The organism is Pontimicrobium aquaticum (genome assembly GCF_005047595.1).
Taxonomy (GTDB): domain Bacteria; phylum Bacteroidota; class Bacteroidia; order Flavobacteriales; family Flavobacteriaceae; genus Pontimicrobium; species Pontimicrobium aquaticum.
The window spans coordinates 348,591-366,107 of sequence record NZ_SUPL01000003.1 but is presented as its reverse complement, the minus strand read 5'-3'; the positions used below and the strand labels follow the sequence as shown (position 1 = coordinate 366,107).

At 33.4% G+C, this 17,517-nt stretch carries 16 protein-coding genes; 9 read left to right on the top strand and 7 right to left on the bottom strand.

What is annotated here, in order from left to right:
- Positions 1-29: 29 nt before the first annotated feature.
- The gene (locus tag E5167_RS07380) at positions 30-1,124 is read right to left on the bottom strand and encodes a fatty acid desaturase family protein (protein ID WP_136842633.1); all 1,095 of its coding nucleotides are present in this window, start codon (positions 1,122-1,124) and stop codon (positions 30-32) included.
- A 145-nt stretch (positions 1,125-1,269) separates the two neighbouring features.
- On the opposite strand from E5167_RS07380, the gene rsmG reads away from it, so the two are divergent.
- Complete coding sequence (gene rsmG / locus E5167_RS07375) at positions 1,270-1,899, top strand: 16S rRNA (guanine(527)-N(7))-methyltransferase RsmG (RefSeq protein WP_136842631.1); 630 nt, start codon at positions 1,270-1,272, stop codon at positions 1,897-1,899.
- 57 nt (positions 1,900-1,956) lie between these two features.
- Here the strand turns inward: rsmG and pruA are convergent, their stop codons facing one another.
- On the bottom strand, positions 1,957-3,585 hold the full coding sequence (gene pruA / locus E5167_RS07370; RefSeq protein ID WP_136842629.1) for an L-glutamate gamma-semialdehyde dehydrogenase: 1,629 nt from the start codon (positions 3,583-3,585) through the stop codon (positions 1,957-1,959).
- A 101-nt stretch (positions 3,586-3,686) separates the two neighbouring features.
- On the opposite strand from pruA, the gene E5167_RS07365 reads away from it, so the two are divergent.
- Both E5167_RS07365 and E5167_RS07360 read left to right on the top strand, forming a co-directional pair.
- The gene (locus E5167_RS07365) at positions 3,687-4,394 is read left to right on the top strand and encodes an NRDE family protein (RefSeq protein WP_136842626.1); all 708 of its coding nucleotides are present in this window, start codon (positions 3,687-3,689) and stop codon (positions 4,392-4,394) included.
- Between the two features lie 10 nt (positions 4,395-4,404).
- Positions 4,405-5,406, top strand: coding sequence for a DUF6695 family protein (locus E5167_RS07360; protein ID WP_136842624.1), 1,002 nt, complete (start codon positions 4,405-4,407; stop codon positions 5,404-5,406).
- Here E5167_RS07360 and apaG read toward each other — a convergent pair.
- Together apaG and E5167_RS07350 are read right to left on the bottom strand one after the other, a co-directional pair.
- Positions 5,399-5,785 carry a Co2+/Mg2+ efflux protein ApaG gene (apaG, locus tag E5167_RS07355; protein ID WP_136842622.1) on the bottom strand — a complete coding sequence of 129 codons (387 nt, stop codon included), beginning with the start codon at positions 5,783-5,785 and terminating at the stop codon, positions 5,399-5,401. The genes E5167_RS07360 and apaG overlap by 8 nt on opposite strands.
- Before the next feature lie 110 nt (positions 5,786-5,895).
- Positions 5,896-7,143, bottom strand: coding sequence for a type IX secretion system plug protein (locus tag E5167_RS07350; protein ID WP_136842620.1), 1,248 nt, complete (start codon positions 7,141-7,143; stop codon positions 5,896-5,898).
- Positions 7,144-7,300: 157 nt separating this feature from the next.
- On the opposite strand from E5167_RS07350, the gene E5167_RS07345 reads away from it, so the two are divergent.
- Genes E5167_RS07345 through nqrF form a run of 6 tightly spaced genes read left to right on the top strand, consistent with a single transcriptional unit; the run spans position 7,301 to position 13,331 of the window.
- Entirely contained in the window at positions 7,301-8,656 is a 1,356-nt protein-coding gene (locus E5167_RS07345) for a Na(+)-translocating NADH-quinone reductase subunit A (RefSeq protein WP_136842619.1), read from the top strand.
- A complete protein-coding gene (locus E5167_RS07340) occupies positions 8,656-9,861 on the top strand; it encodes an NADH:ubiquinone reductase (Na(+)-transporting) subunit B (protein WP_136842617.1) in 1,206 nt (401 codons plus the stop codon). The genes E5167_RS07345 and E5167_RS07340 overlap by 1 nt, the downstream gene beginning before the upstream one ends.
- A gap of 3 nt (positions 9,862-9,864) precedes the next feature.
- Positions 9,865-10,617, top strand: coding sequence for a Na(+)-translocating NADH-quinone reductase subunit C (locus E5167_RS07335; RefSeq protein ID WP_136842615.1), 753 nt, complete (start codon positions 9,865-9,867; stop codon positions 10,615-10,617).
- Positions 10,618-10,620: 3 nt separating this feature from the next.
- Positions 10,621-11,268, top strand: a complete 648-nt coding sequence (locus tag E5167_RS07330) for an NADH:ubiquinone reductase (Na(+)-transporting) subunit D (protein ID WP_136842613.1) — start codon at positions 10,621-10,623, stop codon at positions 11,266-11,268.
- A gap of 13 nt (positions 11,269-11,281) precedes the next feature.
- Entirely contained in the window at positions 11,282-12,019 is a 738-nt protein-coding gene (gene nqrE, locus E5167_RS07325) for an NADH:ubiquinone reductase (Na(+)-transporting) subunit E (RefSeq protein ID WP_136842611.1), read from the top strand.
- A 1-nt stretch (position 12,020) separates the two neighbouring features.
- Entirely contained in the window at positions 12,021-13,331 is a 1,311-nt protein-coding gene (nqrF, locus tag E5167_RS07320; RefSeq protein WP_136842609.1) for an NADH:ubiquinone reductase (Na(+)-transporting) subunit F, read from the top strand.
- Between the two features lie 216 nt (positions 13,332-13,547).
- On the opposite strand, the gene E5167_RS07315 is transcribed toward nqrF, so the two are convergent.
- The 3 genes from E5167_RS07315 to E5167_RS07305 all read right to left on the bottom strand — a co-directional run bounded on the left by E5167_RS07315 (position 13,548) and on the right by E5167_RS07305 (position 17,511).
- On the bottom strand, positions 13,548-14,258 hold the full coding sequence (locus E5167_RS07315; RefSeq protein ID WP_136842607.1) for a DUF6090 family protein: 711 nt from the start codon (positions 14,256-14,258) through the stop codon (positions 13,548-13,550).
- 45 nt (positions 14,259-14,303) lie between these two features.
- Positions 14,304-15,722, bottom strand: a complete 1,419-nt coding sequence (locus E5167_RS07310; RefSeq protein WP_136842605.1) for an amidohydrolase family protein — start codon at positions 15,720-15,722, stop codon at positions 14,304-14,306.
- Positions 15,723-15,837: 115 nt separating this feature from the next.
- On the bottom strand, positions 15,838-17,511 hold the full coding sequence (locus E5167_RS07305) for a hypothetical protein (RefSeq protein WP_136842603.1): 1,674 nt from the start codon (positions 17,509-17,511) through the stop codon (positions 15,838-15,840).
- Between the last annotated feature and the right edge of the window lie 6 nt (positions 17,512-17,517).

Here is a 17,517-nt window from a genome sequence, read left to right as displayed (position 1 = left end):
TATGTATTGTTAAATAGTGTAAAAAAGAACTAAGCTAATGCAGGCTTTTGACCTAACACTTTTAACTGTCTATAGTGTTCTGCAATAGCTTTCCATATGGTATTATATTCATTATAAGGTAAACTACATTCATTAGCAGTTTGTTTAACAATTTTTGCAATGTTTTTATAGTGAATATGACTAATATGCGAAAATAAATGATGCTCAACTTGCCTGTTTAGTCCACCTGTATAAAATTCGACTAACCAACTCTTAGGAGAAAAATTAGAAGTTGTGAATAATTGGTGAACTGCCCAAGTATTTTTCATATTTCCTTCTTCATCAGGTAAAGGCATTTCGGTATTTGGCATAACATGAGCCAATTGGAAAATAACACTTAAAATAATTCCAGCAGTATAATGCATTATTAAGAACCCTATTAGTACCTGATACCAAGTATATCCTAATGATAATGGTAAAACAACCCAAATAGTATAATACAATATTTTGCCAATAATTAGCTTGGTCCATTGCGTTGCTGGATGTGGCATTTTACCATACGATAATTTTCTTTTTAAGTATTGGTAAGTTTGTTTGAAGTCTGTAGTGATTGCCCAATTAACAGTTAACAATCCATACAAAAAGAAAGCGTAATATTTTTGGTACTTATGAATTTTTAACCATTTTGAATGCTTTGAGAAACGAATAATTCTACCTGCATCAATATCCTCGTCGTGTCCTTGAATATTTGTATAAGTATGGTGTAATACATTATGCTGAACTTTCCAATTATAATCATTACCAGCAAGTATATGTATGCTACTTCCCATTAATTTGTTAACCCATTTTTTGCTAGAAAATGATCCATGATTTGCATCGTGCATCACATTCATACCAACGCCTGCCATACCAATACCTATGGTAATCATGCATAAAATTTGTGCCCAAGTAGGTAAGGTAACAGTTAAAAGAAGTACTAAAGGGCCTAAGAGCAAAGTAAACATTACAATGGCTTTAATATAAAGCTTCCAGTTACCTGTTTTTTTAATGTTGTTCTCTTTAAAATAGTTATTTACTCGCTTGTTTAAAGTTCTGAAAAATTTGGCTGAGTCAGTTCTTGAGAAAGTAAGTGCTTGTTTATTCATGTGTGTTTTATTATCCATATAATAACGCATTATTAGTCGTTTTTATATAATAAGCTGCAAATATATTAATTATTAAAACGATAATCTTTTACAAAAGAGTTATTATTCTCTTAAATAATTAATTTTGCCTTAAAAATAGTATTTAATGAAATTAATACAAAAATATTTTCCTCAACTTTCTGATGTTCAGAAAGAAAAATTTAGTCAGCTTTTTGAGCTTTATTCAAATTGGAACTCAAAAATCAATGTCATTTCTAGAAAAGATATTGATGAGTTGTATTTACGCCACGTATTACATTCTCTTGGTATTGCAAAAGTGATAGATTTTAAAGACGGAACAACAATATTAGATGTAGGTACAGGAGGTGGTTTTCCAGGAATTCCGTTAGCAATATTATATCCAAACTGTGATTTTCACTTAGTTGATAGTATTAATAAAAAATTAAAGGTGGTTAATGGTGTAGCCGAAAGTTTAGGCTTAACAAACGTAAGGACATCTCATAAGCGTGCTGAAGATATTAATGAAACGTTTGATTTTATTGTGAGTCGAGCAGTTACTGCAATGCCTAATTTTGTTAATTGGGTAAAGAACAAAGTAAATAAAAAAAGTAGGCATGAATTAAAAAACGGGATTCTATACTTAAAAGGAGGCGATCTAACCGAAGAGTTGCAAGATTTTCCTAAAGCAACTCAATATAACCTTAGCGATTATTTTAATGAAGAATTTTTCGACACCAAAAAAGTAGTGTATTTACCTATTAAATATAAAGGCTAGATTAAGCGTAAAAAAACCTGCAATGTAATTGCAGGTTTTTTTCTTAGATGTTATTTATTATTCTCCTAAAAAAGGATATCTATAATCGGTTGGTGTTACAAACGTTTCCTTGATCATTCTTGGAGATACCCAACGTAATAAATTTTGTGCAGAACCTGCTTTATCGTTTGTTCCTGAAGCTCTAGCGCCTCCAAACGGTTGCTGACCTACAACTGCTCCTGTTGGTTTATCGTTAATATAGAAGTTACCAGCACTGTTTTGAAGTGTTTTGGTAGCCTCAACTATTGCATATCTATCAGTTGCTAAAATGGCTCCAGTTAAAGCATACTCACTAGTTTCATCAACAAGTTTTAAGGTTTCAGAGTAGTCATTCTCGTCATACACATAAATCGTAATTACAGGACCAAATAACTCAGTACACATCGTTGTGTATTTAGGATCTTTAGTTACAATAACTGTAGGTTCAATAAAGTAACCTTTGCTTTTATCGTAATTTCCACCAGCAATAATTTCAGCATCATTATCAGCTTTAGCTTGGTCAATATATTTAGCTAATTTATCAAAAGAACCTTCGTGAATCACAGCAGTAATAAAGTTGCTTAAATCTTCTGGAGATCCCATTTTAAAAGACTTGATGTCTTCTAAAAGATAGTTCTTGACATCAGCCCATAAGTTTGTTGGAATATAAGCTCTTGAAGCTGCACTACATTTTTGTCCTTGAAACTCAAAAGCACCTCTAGAAATAGCAGTAGCTACTTGTTTGGCATTTGCTGTTTTGTGAGCAACGATGAAATCTTTTCCACCAGTTTCACCAACAATTCTTGGGTAGGTTTTATAATTATGAATGTTATTTCCTATTTGTTTCCAAAGTTCTTTAAAAACAAATGTTGAACCTGTAAAATGTAACCCTGAAAAATCTGGGCTAGACATCACAGTATTAGTAATCATTACTGGATCACCAAACACAACGTTAATCACACCTGCAGGAACGCCAGCTTCCTTAAATACATCCATAATGATTTTAGCAGAATATACTTGACTGTCACTTGGTTTCCAAATTACTACATTTCCCATTAATGCCATACACGCAGGAAGGTTTCCAGCAATAGCAGTAAAGTTAAATGGTGTTACTGCATAGGTAAAACCTTCAAGTGGTCTGTATTCAATACGATTCCAAGCATCACTTGTGCTTTCAGGTTGTTCCATGTAAATGTCAGTCATAAACTGAACATTGAAACGTAAAAAATCAATCAGCTCACAAGCAGCATCAATTTCAGCTTGATGAACTGTTTTAGATTGTGCAATCATGGTTGCAGCATTTATTTTTGCTCTGTATGGTCCAGCAATTAATTCAGCTGCTTTTAAAAAGATTCCTGCTCGCTGTTCCCAAGGCATCTGTGACCAAGCTTTTCTTGCTTCTAAGGCAGTAGCAATAGCTTCTTCTATATGTGATTGTTCTGCTACATGGTATTGACCAACAATATGTTTGTGGTCATGAGGAGGAGACATCGTTCTAGTATTTCCAGTTGTTACATCTTTACCATTAATGTACATTGGTACATCCGTTTTACTGTTAAACATGTCTTTGTATGCTTTTAAAACAGCGTTGCGTTCTGGAGATCCCGGAGCATAGCCTTTTACAGGTTCGTTGACTGCAATTGGTACGTTAAAGAAACCTTTTCCCATAATATATTTTATTTTTTGTAATTATTAAAAATGACTGCAAAGTTACGATTTTTTTGGTGATATTTTGTAAGTTGCTCAATGGTTTACAGACTTTAAAATTCATGTGTACAGTAACCCTTATTCCAAAAGGATTAAACGATTTTGTGCTCACTTCAAATAGAGACGAAGCACCAAACAGAACTACGTTGCCTCCAAAGTTTTACCAAGTTAATAAGATCAAACTGCTTTACCCTAAGGATGAGGTTGCTGGAGGGTCATGGATTGGTCTAAGCAACAAACAAAGGGTGTTGTGTGTGCTAAATGGCGGATTTAAAGCACATGAACGTAAAGCGTCTTATAGATTGAGTAGAGGAATAGTTTTAAAGGACTTGCTGGTTGCTGATAATTTAAATAAAGCTATTGAAGATTATAATTTAGAAGATATTGAACCTTTTACCTTGGTTATCGTTGAATGGAATTCTAAAATGGAATTTAAAGAATTGGTTTGGGATGGAACAACAAAGCATTTTAGTAACTTGCCTTTAGAACCCAAAATTTGGTCGTCCTCTTCATTATATAATGCTGAAATGAAACAAGAACGCTTGCAATGGTTTGATGATTTTAAGGAAAAAGATGACTTTTCATTAAATTCTATCATGAAGTTTCACAAAACAGCCGGAAATGAAAATGAAGATTTTGGAGTAATTATGGATCGTTTTTTTGTAAAAACTACGAGTATTACACAAATTATAAAGACTAATAATGACATAAATATGAGCTTTGAAAACCTTCAAACAAAATCTTTTTCAGAACAATTATTTAAATTTTAAATATTTGTAAATGACTAATTCTGGTATCATTTTAACTTTAGCATATCCTGAAACTATTGTCATGGTAGCTGATGAATGGTACTCACCATATATGAGATATTTTGGTATTGGTACAAAGAATTATGTGAGAGCTGGTCATGCTGCACTTGTGTTGATTGACAAAACCACAGGAGTTTTAGAATACCACGATTTTGGACGCTATATTACACCTATCCCTAATGGACGTGTAAGAGGAAGAGATACGGATCATGAACTGAATTTTCCCATTAAAGCTATTATACAGGATGATGCAATAAAAAATCTAAATGAGATTTTAGAGTTTCTTTCAACGCATCCAAAATTAACTCATGGTGATGGAAAACTAATAGCTTCGGTTTGTAAAGCTGTAGATTATGATAAAGCCAGAAGTCATATTACCAGAATGCAAAATCGCCATTTTATTCGTTACGCAGCTTTTGTAAAAGATGGTTGTAATTGTGCTCGATTTGTCACGGATAGCTTAATTGCTTCGGTAACTAATTATAAGATTAAAAAGCGTTTAAAACAATCAAAATGGTTTACACCTAGCACTATTGGAAGCGTAGTAATTGCAGATACTGAGGATTGTGTTTACGAAGTAAGTAAGCAAGGAGATATATCAAACTATCAATCTTCAGTAAAAAAGGATAATAGGCGTTATTTTTTAGATCGATTAAAAGATTATTCACCAAATTTCATCGGAACATTAGAGCCTAAACATGTAGATATAAAAAGTCATCATGCTCAATGGTTAGAAGGTATTGCAGCGGGAGCTTGGTTTGAAATACATGTAACAGATGTTGTACATGAGTATAGGTTTAAACGAGTATCTCCCTATGGGAATATTGATGTTGATGGATTGTATAAAGTAAATAAGGAGTGTTTTAAATATGAAGACGATTACAGCTTTGTTCATTACTCAAATTGCGCATTCTACCATATAAAACAGCAAGAAACAATTTATAGATTTGATTTAATTAAAAGGCTTAGTTAAGTGCAAAAGGAGCACTTAGTTTAAAAGTAGGAATTACCACTCTAAATTTTTTAGTATCAGTAAAATTAACCATGTTGTAGTGACCTTGCATAGCACCAAAAGGTGAAGCTAACAAACAACCAGAATTATAAGTATGTGACTCTCCAGGTTTAATTATTGGTTTTTTTCCAATAACCCCTTCGCCTTCTATAATTTCGTCATTGTTTAAAGCGTCTAAAATTTTCCAGTGTCTGGAATTTAACTGTACAGAATCTTTGCTTTGATTTTCAATGGTAACTTTGTAGCCAAACGCAAAATGCACTTTATAATTTTTATAAAACGTACCTTCAAAATTTGTTTCAACCGAAATTTTTATACCTTTTGTTACTTGTTGTACCATTCTTTTTTTTGATTGAGAAATATGTCTCTCTTATTCCAAAAATACTAAATATTTGCTTTTAAACTTCAAAATTCTTGTTTCTAATATAATTTTAACAATTTAATAGATAATCAGTTAGTAATAGTCGTTGATGAACCCTCGCCAACACCAACAAGTCGGTCGTATCGTGCACCAAGATTTCGGTAATAAACTAAAACTTTATAATTATTTTCGGTAACATCAAAGTTTCCGCTTATAGCGCCTTCATCTAAATTTCCATCGCTATCAATCATTACGTACTTATAATTGTAAAACCCTTGTTTTAAAATTAACGATGTTTCATAAAACCCAGAATCTGGATTAAAAACCATTTTTGTTTCATCTGTTATGGCGTAATTATTGAAACTACCATACACATGAATGTTCTTGTTTTCTAACATTTCTGGATGCTGTAACGAAAAATGAATAACTGTATAATCGGCTTCAATATCTAAATTATCTGTATCAACAGCGGTTATTAAATAATTACCATTGATATCAGGAGCATAAGTGTAAGGTCTATCTGCTCTAATAATATCTGTAAATAAATAATGTTCGTAGATGTCCTTTAGGTCTATGTATTGCACACCAATATTGGCAGCTCTAACGTTTTTATTCTCAAAGTATAAGTATTCGTTGCCTCCCCAAAAACTAGATTCGTTATCGTATTTATAAATAAGCTCGCGACCCAGTGTGTATTGAGGTTTTAGGTTTGTAATGGCTGTGTTTAAATTGTTATTTTGAATAACTGCTACCTTTACCGTTTGGTTAGGGTTGTTAAATAATATGGTAGGAGATGATATTTTAAAATCAACCGACTGTTTTTGCTGAATATACTTTACATTTCTTGAGCGTTTAATTGATACGCCAACATTAGCCAAAGGTTCGTAAACCATAAATTTTCTGCTAAAAACGAGATTACCATAATCATCCAATATTTTAATGATATAGTTCCCGGATTTTTTTATTCTGGTTTGCTGATTTGGAATTTGAAGCCTGTAATGCGAATAAATTTGGTAGGTGTTAAACGAATTTTCGTAATTGGTAATTCTAATATTGTCGAAACCTTGCAAATATTCCGATTTCATCAATTGTGATGGCGTCCAATCGAAATTATAATGATCAATGATGTAATAAAAATCGTCTTCATTTCCATTTAAAGCATCAAACGATAATTGCAACCTTTCGTTGAGCTTAATGATAGGCAATTCACTTTCTTTTGTGTGTCCTTTAAAATTTATAGTTTTTATGTGAGTAGGAGGGTTAATCTCATCTTCAGCTTGAGAAAACCCTGCAAATGAAGCTATTAAAAGTAGAGCAAAAAGCGTGTATTTATTCATAAAATTAAATTATCTGGGTAAAGATAAGCAAATTTCATACCCAAATTTTATTGCACAATTGTGACCTTAAAAATATAATTGATTTATTATGAAAATTGTGGATTAAATCCGTAAATTTGCACGGATTTTTAGACAACTAATTTCAATATTCAAACATATGTCAAACGACATTCGTATTAAAAAAGGTCTAGATATAAAACTTAAAGGAGCTGCCGAAAAAGCAAAAGAAAATGCTATCGTTAGTAACTTTTATACTATTAGACCAGAAGATTTCCACGGTGTTATTCCTAAAATGTTAGTGAAAGTTGGTGTTAAAGTAAAAGCAGGAGAACCTGTTTTTTATGATAAAGCCAATGAAGATGTGAAATTTGCATCACCAGTTTCTGGAGAAATCATTGAGATTGCTCGTGGAGAAAAACGTAGAATTTTAGCCATTAAAATTCAAGCAGATAAGGAGCAAACGTACCAAGACTTTGGAACTGTAAATTTAGATAATGCTACAGCCGATGCCATAAAAGCTAGATTACTGGAATCTGGTTGTTGGGCTTTTGTGAAACAACGTCCTTACGATGTAATTGCAAAACCTAGCAAATCGCCTAAAGCTATTTTTGTTTCTGGGTATGCTAGTGCACCTTTGGCGGCTGATTTAGATTTTACACTTCAAGGAAAAGAAAAAGAATTACAAGCAGCAGTTACTGCACTAGGAAAACTAACAGGAGGTACAGTTCATATTTCAGTTGGAAAAAATACAAACTCGCCTTTAGCAAATGTGTCTGGTGCAATAATTCATAAAGTGTCAGGGCCACATCCATCAGGAAATGTTGGCACTCTAATTAACAAGGTAGATCCTATTAATAAAGGTGAAGTTGCTTGGACAGTAAATGCACAAGATCTTGTTATTATTGGAGAGTTATTGTTAACGGGTAAATTTAATGCAGAACGTGTTGTAGCACTTGTTGGTTCTTCAGTTCAAAAACCAAGATATTTTGTAACTAAGTTGGGAAGTGAAGTAGCAACAATGATTTATGATTATGGTATTGAAAAAGACGCTAATGTTAGAATTATTTCAGGCGATGTATTAAGTGGTAAACATATTAAGCCAGATGGTTATTTAGATTATTACAGTAATACCATTACAATCATCCCTGAAGGTGACGATTACGAATTTTTTGGTTGGAACAAGCCTGTTTTTAATAAAATTTCTACGTCTAGAGCTTTAACATTCTCTTGGTTAACACCAAAAAAAGAATACGATTTAAATACTAATACTAATGGAGAGCATCGTGCTTTTGTTACTACAGGAACTTACGAAGAAGTGTTTCCATTAGATATTTTTCCAATGCAAATCTTAAAAGCATGTATGTATAAAGATTTAGATGAAATGGAAGCACTAGGTATGTATGAAGTAGCTCCTGAAGATTTTGCGTTAACAGAATTTGTATGTGTGTCTAAACAACCACATCAAAAAATTATAAGAGAAGGTTTAGACTTAATGCTTAAAGAGATAGGATAATGGGCTTAAAACAAAACTTACATAATTTTAAAGAAAAAAATAAAGACAAAAAATGGTTGCCAGCATTTTCAGCGATCCATACGTTTTTGTTTTTGCCAAATGAGACCACACATGGTGGAACTCATATAAAAGCAGCCGACGATTTAAAGCGTACCATGAATACGGTTATCATGGCATTAATACCATGTTTAATCTTTGGTATGTTTAATGCAGGTTATCAACATCATGCTGCAATTAATGGTTTTACTGAGGGAATGTCATTCTTTAGTCCAGAGTTTTGGACACTAGATAACTTCACCCTTGGTTTCTGGAAAATATTACCATTAGTAATAGTATCATATGGTGTTGGTTTAGGGATTGAATTTATATTCGCAATTATTAAAGGTCACGAAGTTGAAGAAGGTTACTTGGTAACAGGGATGTTAGTGCCATTAATTGTACCTATTGATATACCATTATGGATGCTAGCAGTAGCAGTCGTATTTGGAGTAGTAATTGGTAAAGAAGTGTTTGGTGGAACAGGAATGAACATCTTAAATCCAGCATTAACAATTAGAGCCTTTTTATTCTTTGCCTATCCAACTTGGATGAGTGGTGATAAAGTTTGGGTGCATGGAGCTGTTGAAAGAGCAGGAACACCTGATGCTATTTCAGGCGAAACCATGTTAGGTAGTTTAGCTCAAAATAATGAGGTAAGCTATAGTATCATGGATATGTTCTACGGATTCATTCCAGGATCTGTTGGTGAAACATCAACACTATTAATTTTATTAGGAGGCTTATTCTTAATCTTTACCAAAATTGGTAGCTGGAGAATTATGCTGTCATCTGTTGTAGGTGCATTAGTAATGGGATTAATTTTCAACTTTGTTGTTGATTCTGGTTGGATTACTGAGAGCAGTAAATTCTACGGATTAATGAGTACTACTTTCTGGCATCACCTATTAATTGGTGGATTTGCCTTTGGTGCTGTGTATATGGCAACCGATCCAGTTACAGCCTCACAAACAAATAAAGGAAAATGGATTTACGGATTCTTTATTGGGTTTATTTCAATCATGATTCGTGTGTTTAACCCTGCGTATCCAGAAGGTGTCATGTTAGCTATTCTATTAATGAATGTATTTGCACCAACGATAGACCATTATGTGGTTCAAGGTAATGTTAAAAGAAGAATGAAACGTTTAAAAGCTAAAACTGCCTAAGTCATGAGTAATAAAACAGATTCAAATATATACACAATACTATTTGCCATAGGCATGGTAGTAGTTGTTGGTTCTCTTTTAGCCTTTGTAGCACAAACATTAAAACCTACTATTGATGAGAATAAACGTATAGAAAAACAACAAAATATTCTATACGCCATGGGAGTTAACGAAAACGAAGAAAGTAGCGCGGTTTTTATTGCTGATGATAAAGTAGGCGCAGAGTTTCAAAAGTACATTACTAAGCAATTAATAATTACTAATGAAACTAATGTAGTAGAAGATGACCAAGCATATTTAATAGATATTAAAAAAGAACAATCAAACGCTAAAGAAGGAAAAGAAAGACGCTTGCCTTTGTTTATTGGTGAAAAGGATGGTAAAACATTTTATGTAGCTCCAATTAGAGGTAAAGGGCTTTGGGATGCTGTTTGGGCTTACGTAGCAATGGACGCTAATATGGTTGTTCAAGGTGCTTACTTTGACCATAAAGGTGAAACAGCTGGTTTAGGAGCCAACATTAAAGAGCGTTATTTTATGGACGATTTTATTGGAGAGCACCTAAAAGATGCTTCAGGAAACTTTACTGGAATAGCAATTTCGAAAAGTAATGGCGATCCATTAAATAATGATAAAACCGATAATGAGGTAGATGCTATTGCAGGAGCAACAATTACTGGCGATGGTGTTGCAGCCATGATTAAGTCGGAGTTGAGACTATATGTGCCTTATTTTAACACTTTAAAAACGAATTAATTTATGGGACTATTATCAAAAAAAGACAGTAAGTTAATATTAGATCCATTAGCAGATAATAATCCAATTACCATACAAGTACTTGGTATTTGTTCGGCATTAGCAATTACAGCACAATTAAAAGCTTCAATTGTAATGACAATTTCTGTAATTTTTGTAATGGGAGTTGGTAACGTGGTAATGTCGTTAATTAGAAATATAATTCCTTCAAAAATCAGAATTATAGTTCAGTTAACTGTAGTAGCATCTTTAGTAATTATTGTAGATCAAGTATTAAAAGCATATTCATATCAGTTAAGTAAAGAATTAGGAGCCTTTATTGGTTTAATTATTACCAACTGTATCATTATGGGACGTTTTGAGGCTTTTGCTTTAGGCAATGGCGTATGGCGCTCATTTTTAGATGGTATTGGAAACGCATTAGGATACGGAATCATATTAATTATTGTAGGATTCTTTAGAGAGTTATTAGGATCTGGAACCTTATTAGGATATAAAGTTCTTGGAGACCCAATTGAAAAAACAGGATTATATGCTACTGGATATGAAAACAACGGATTTATGTTGTTAGCACCAATGGCATTGATTGTTGTAGGAATTATAATTTGGGTACAACGTAGTAAAAACCCAGCATTAGTTGAAGACCACTAGAATAAGATAAACTATGGAACATATAGAATTATTTTTTAAATCAATATTTATAGATAACATGGTATTTGCCACGTTCTTAGGAATGTGTTCTTACCTTGCTGTATCTAAAAAGGTATCGACAGCAGTTGGTCTTGGAGCTGCAGTAATCTTTGTATTATTGGTAACTGTACCATTAAACTGGTTGTTGGACCAATATATTTTACAACCTGGGGCTTTAGGAAGATGGTTAGGTGAAGAGTACGCCTCATACGATTTAAGTTTCTTATCATTTATCATGTTTATTGCAACTATTGCAACCATGGTACAATTGGTAGAAATTGTGGTTGAAAAGTTTTCACCATCATTATATAACTCTCTTGGTATTTTCTTACCACTTATTGCTGTAAACTGTGCTATTTTAGGAGGGTCTTTATTTATGCAATCTCGTGAAATACCAACCTTAGGGTTAGCAACAACTTATGGTTTAGGATCTGGTATTGGATGGTTTTTAGCTATTCTAGCAATAGCTGCCATTCGCGAAAAAATTAGATACTCAAACGTACCACCTGCTTTAAGAGGATTAGGAATAACATTTATTATAACAGGACTTATGGCTATAGGCTTTATGAGTTTTGGAGGCATGTTAACAGGAGGTGACGAAGAACCTAAACAAGAAGAAAAAAAAGCAGCAGTAATCGAAGAGAAAGTTGAAGAGATAGAGAAAGAAAATGCAAAAGAAATTGCTGATAACACAATAAAAGCAGTAGAATAACATGATATTAGCCGCAAGTACATTAGGAACAATTTTAGCAACTGTAGTCGCATTTTTAGTGCTTACATTAGGGTTAGTTGGGTTGCTATTATTTGTAAAACAAAAATTATCACCTTCTGGTCCTGTTAAAATAAAGATTAATGGTGAAAAAGAAATTGAAGTAGCCTCTGGAGGAACGTTATTAACGACTTTAAGTAGTCAGAAGATATTTTTACCATCAGCTTGTGGTGGTGGAGGGACTTGTATACAATGCGAATGTCATGTATTGTCTGGTGGTGGAGAAGCATTACCTACAGAAACCCCTCATTTTACTAGAAAAGAGTTGCAACATGGCGCACGTTTGTCTTGCCAAGTTAAAGTAAAGCAAGACATGGAAATTACAATTCCTGAAGAAGTCTTCGGAATTAAAAAATGGGAGGCTACCGTTGTACGTAATTATAATGTGGCCTCATTTATTAAGGAGTTTGTAGTAGAAATTCCTGAAGACATGGGTTATAAAGCTGGAGGATATATTCAAATTGAAATTCCACCTTGTGAGATTAAGTATTCCGATATTGATATTACAGCACATCCTGAAGAACACGAAACACCAGATAAGTTTCAAGCAGAGTGGGATAAATTTGGTCTTTGGCCTTTAGTAATGAAGAATGACGACACGGTTGAAAGAGCTTATTCTATGGCTTCTTATCCTGCTGAAGGACGCGAAATCATGCTAAATGTTCGTATTGCAACACCACCATGGGATCGTAATAAAAATGGCTGGATGGATGTAAATCCAGGTGTAGCATCGTCGTATATATTTGCTCAAAAACCAGGAGACAAAGTAACCATTTCTGGACCTTATGGAGAATTTTTCATTAATGAGTCAGACAGTGAAATGTTATATGTAGGTGGTGGAGCTGGTATGGCACCAATGCGTTCGCATTTATACCACTTATTTAAAACAATTAAAACTGGTCGTAAAGTAACGTATTGGTATGGAGGACGTTCTAAACGTGAGTTGTTCTACATTGAGCATTTCCGTGAATTAGAAAGAGATTTCCCTAACTTTAAGTTTTACTTGGCCTTGTCTGAACCATTACCAGAAGATAATTGGAAAGTAAAGAAAGATATTAATGATGAAGAAGGCGATGGTTTTGTAGGCTTTATTCATAATTGTGTAATAGATAACTATTTAAATCATCATGAAACACCAGAAGATATTGAATTATATTTCTGTGGGCCTCCATTAATGAACAAAGCGGTTCAAAAAATGGGAGAAGATTTCGGAATTCCTGATGAACACATTAGATTTGATGACTTTGGTGGTTAGTCGGTCGCTAAGCGACATTTAGTAAAATAGTTATACTGAACATGTTTCAGTATCTTACAATAAATTTAAACCCAATACGAAAGTGTTGGGTTTTTTCGTTTATAAAAAGTCTATGAAGAAATTTTTCCTTTTAGTTTCATTATTAATATTGTAAAGCAATAAGTATCCCAATAACTACAAGTATAATTTCACCAATTGCGTATTTTTCGAAAGAATTTAATTATCGGTAAGTTCTTGTTTTAATAGTTCGATTATTAATTTATTACTTTCCCTTATGGGTTTTAATTCTACCAAAGCGTCTAATAATAATATAGATCGATTTACTAAAAGATTTTCAAATTGAGGATTGCTCATTAATTCAAAAAAGTTAGATTTAAATTTACTTTTTGGTATATATTTTTTGTAGAGTTCAATTTGATCGGCAGTTTGTGTGTGTGTTTCCAAAAAAGGACTTACCCTATTTATATAATCAGCTCGATATAAGAGCTCTTCTTCTTGTGCATCTTTTACAATATCATCCCAAGCGAATAACTTTTCTTTTAAGATGTTATTTTTGATAAAGTGAATATGACCAGACGAAATCCCACTTTTTAAAGCACCATTTGTAGGGTTGAATGTATAGTTTTCTAATTTTGTCAATAAGTTGATAATGATTGAATCTTGAATAACTTCTCTGGGACTTTTCATGAGTTGTTGCAATTTTAAGCCAGCTTTAAGATTTATACTGTCTTTCTTGATAGCAATTTCTAATTGATTATAATTTGCTTCAAACTCAGAGATTAAACCTTGTACGAGTTGTTTTCTACTTTTATTATTTTTTCTTTGCTCATTCCAGTTATTTATCTGCAAAGCAATCAAAATACCGATAACTACGAGTACAATTTCTCCGATGGCGTATTTAAAGTATTTACCAGTTTTGTTTTCCATAAGGAGTGATTTGCGTAAAAGTCGGAAGAATTTAATCATTGATGTTTAGTTTAAACCAACTTGTCCTTTAACCGATTCGAATAACTTTTGAGAGTTAAAACCAATACCATCTTTAAATACTAATTCCAAATTCCTTATATTTTTAATGTTGTTTTTTAAGTCACCATTGATAAATAAAAAGTCTGCTTTTTTGCCAATTTCAAGTGATCCAATCTGTTTATCTTGTTCAAGAAATATTGCACCATTTAAAGTACATACTTTAATAGCTTCTTCTACAGAAAAACCTGCTTCCACTAAAATTTCAACAGTACGTTGGTTGGAAAAACCAGCAACAGTTCTACCTGCTCCTGTAGGATCGGTTCCAGCAACCAGTAAACCTCCTTTGTCATAAAAACGTTTAATCCAAGTAAGATTTTTATTAAATCGAGCTAGTGTGCTAGCATCTTTTCCTTGTGAACGCTCGTGACTCGCTTTTAAACGTTCTTGTATCTGTGGTGCTAAAGCATTCAAGCCTCCGCCAGGAACAATTTCCCTATCTGTGTAAGGTTCAAATACATTAGGTGTTGTAGTAATGGTAGTTTTGTTTTTTATTAGCAAATCTATTAGAGCGTTTATAGTCTCTCCATCTACATCTTCATTGGTTAATCCTTGGCGAGCAGCAAATGGATTGCAAATGTTTTCCTCTTTGTTTTTGGCAAAATCACTAGCTGCCATAAAACCATGTTCTAAATTATCAATACCAATATTAGAAGCTTCTTTATAGGTTAAAGAACATAAGTGTCCAGTGACTTTAAGACCACGCTTGTGTGCTTCTTCTACACAAATTTTTAAATCTTCTTTAGTAATATTATTATATACTTTAAAAGAGGTAACACCTTTATCTGCCCAATAATTTACAATTTTAGCGACTTCATCAGTGTTACCTATAAAGCCAAGTTCTGGTACTTTTGGACCTTCTCGCTCAATAAAAGGTCCTGTAACGTGCATCTTTGGACCTGTCATTTTTCCTTCGTTAATCCATTTTTGCACATTTAAATCGGTTTGTGGTTGTATGCTTCCGCCAGTTCGCATGGATGTAACACCACCAGCTAAATAAAGGCGAGGAAAGGTGAACGTCATTTGACTTACACTAAACCAATTTTCGAAAGGCATGGTGTAGAACATATGCTCATGTAACATTACTAAACCAGGCATAATTGTTTTACCTGAACCATCTATGGTTTTTGTATTTGGAGACAAGTCAATCTCGTTATTATTCGCTAAAGCAATAATGTTTCCTTCAGAAACTAAAATGGTTTGATTGCTTTTTGCAGCATTACCTGTGCCATCAATAACAGTAATGTTGGTTATGGCAAATAGTGTGTCATCTACAGTAATAAAGCGTTGTACTTGCTGTGAGAAGTCTTGGGCTTGTAAATGCAATACACAGCATAGAATAGTAATTATGGTTAGTTTTAATTTCATTGTTTATTTTTTAGTTTACTAAATAATTTAGTCATAGTAAATTGTTGTAAGGTCGAGACCTAATTGAGATCTCTCGACTACGCTCGACATGACAAGTTGGATATTTCTAAAGAATTTAATCATTGATTATAGATTCTAAATGCTTCTTTTCTCCTGTCATTTGCCAATGACCAAGCGATGTTGGTATGCTACCTATACTATTTAGCGTATCGAAAAAATCTTTAGTTTTAAAGTCGTTTCCTTCTAGTTCTTGTATGCGTGCATAATCAGCTAAAGCCGCTTCTAATAAATATTTTCCAGTAATGTAACTTGTACCATAACCTGGTTGACGTAAATACAAATGCTGCTCGAAAATAAGGAGTTCTTTTTCGGTTTTCATCCAACCACGAGGCGTGTATTCGCTATGTATGCCACCAGCTTCTTCCATGGTCATATCATTAGAATGTGCATATAAGGAGCCTAGACCTCTTGCAGCACGTTGCGCAATCATGATATAGACAATTTCTTTAACTCGTGGACTATCATCATATAAACCAGCTTGCATAAACATTTCTTCAACTGCTGTAGCAGTGCCTTCGTTTCGCGAATCAAAAATATTGTAGAGTAGTGGTTCACGGCGTATCTCGCTTTTGTGAGGTTCATTGTCCATTCTAGCTAATTCAAACCAATGATAAAAATGAGAGTACAAAGGTCTAGCATCGTAATGTTGTCCAATGGAAAAGAAGTTACGTTTCTCTTTTGGAATATACGAGCCTAAGTGTTCACGTAATGCTGGATCAAAATAAGGTTTTACTGTAACAATATCTTGGTCTTCTAAAAAGTTCATGAGGCTAACAGCAGAAACTTCAGCCATTTTATTATATGCTTCTGGTGAATTAGCGTCCACTAACTCAGGAAGGTTTCTATTTCTATGTTCTATTAATTTTAAAGCGGTCCAAGCACGTGCTAATTCACGCTTTAAAATCATCACTTCGTCTTCCCAGGTTAATGGCACAAGATGTACATTATGCATATACCATGAGTAGTTGTCTTTACCAATTCCTGATGGACCAGTTTTAGATTTAGATTCAGCTTCTAACCACTTAGCAAAGTCGTTGGTTGAAGCAATGGCATCATCAATAATTAAAACAATTTCAGCATCGTCTTTAATGCCTTTTTTTTCTTTAAGTCTGTTTAATGCATTACTTTGGTTTTTAATATCTCTAATGCCAGCAATCCATAAGTCCTTTGCATTGCCAGTTAAGTTTTGTTTTGCCTGTGTGTTTAATGGACGAATTACTTTTAAATCAGTAATAAACTTAGCTCTTTCTTCTGGAGATAACGGAAAGTTATACATCCACACTTCTGTTATACCATGATTTGTTGGTCCTTCGTGTGCTGGTACATCGCTTCTATTCATCCATATAGTTTTGTAATAGGCAGGATCGCGTGCCCAAGGTTTTAATATGTTATGGTTAAAATCGTAGCCATTCATTTCTACCCAAACAATCATCCAATCTACCTGATTTTCAATTGTCCAATTAGAGGTGTCAATAGCTTTTAGTTTGTTTTGAAGTTCTTTAAATTGTGGCCAACGTTTTTCGAAAGTTGCCTTGGTATAATCTGGTGCACCATCTAGTTTTGGAGGGTTTTCAAAAGTTCGCCATCCTTTAAATAGCGCGATTAAGTCGTCATAACTACTTGTGGTAAAGTTTTGTGTTTCTGTGTTGTTTTGTTTATTTCCTTTTTCTTGTGTATTACAGCTAAAGGTTAAAAAACTGATGCTAAGGATGAATAAAATATGTTTCATTGGTTG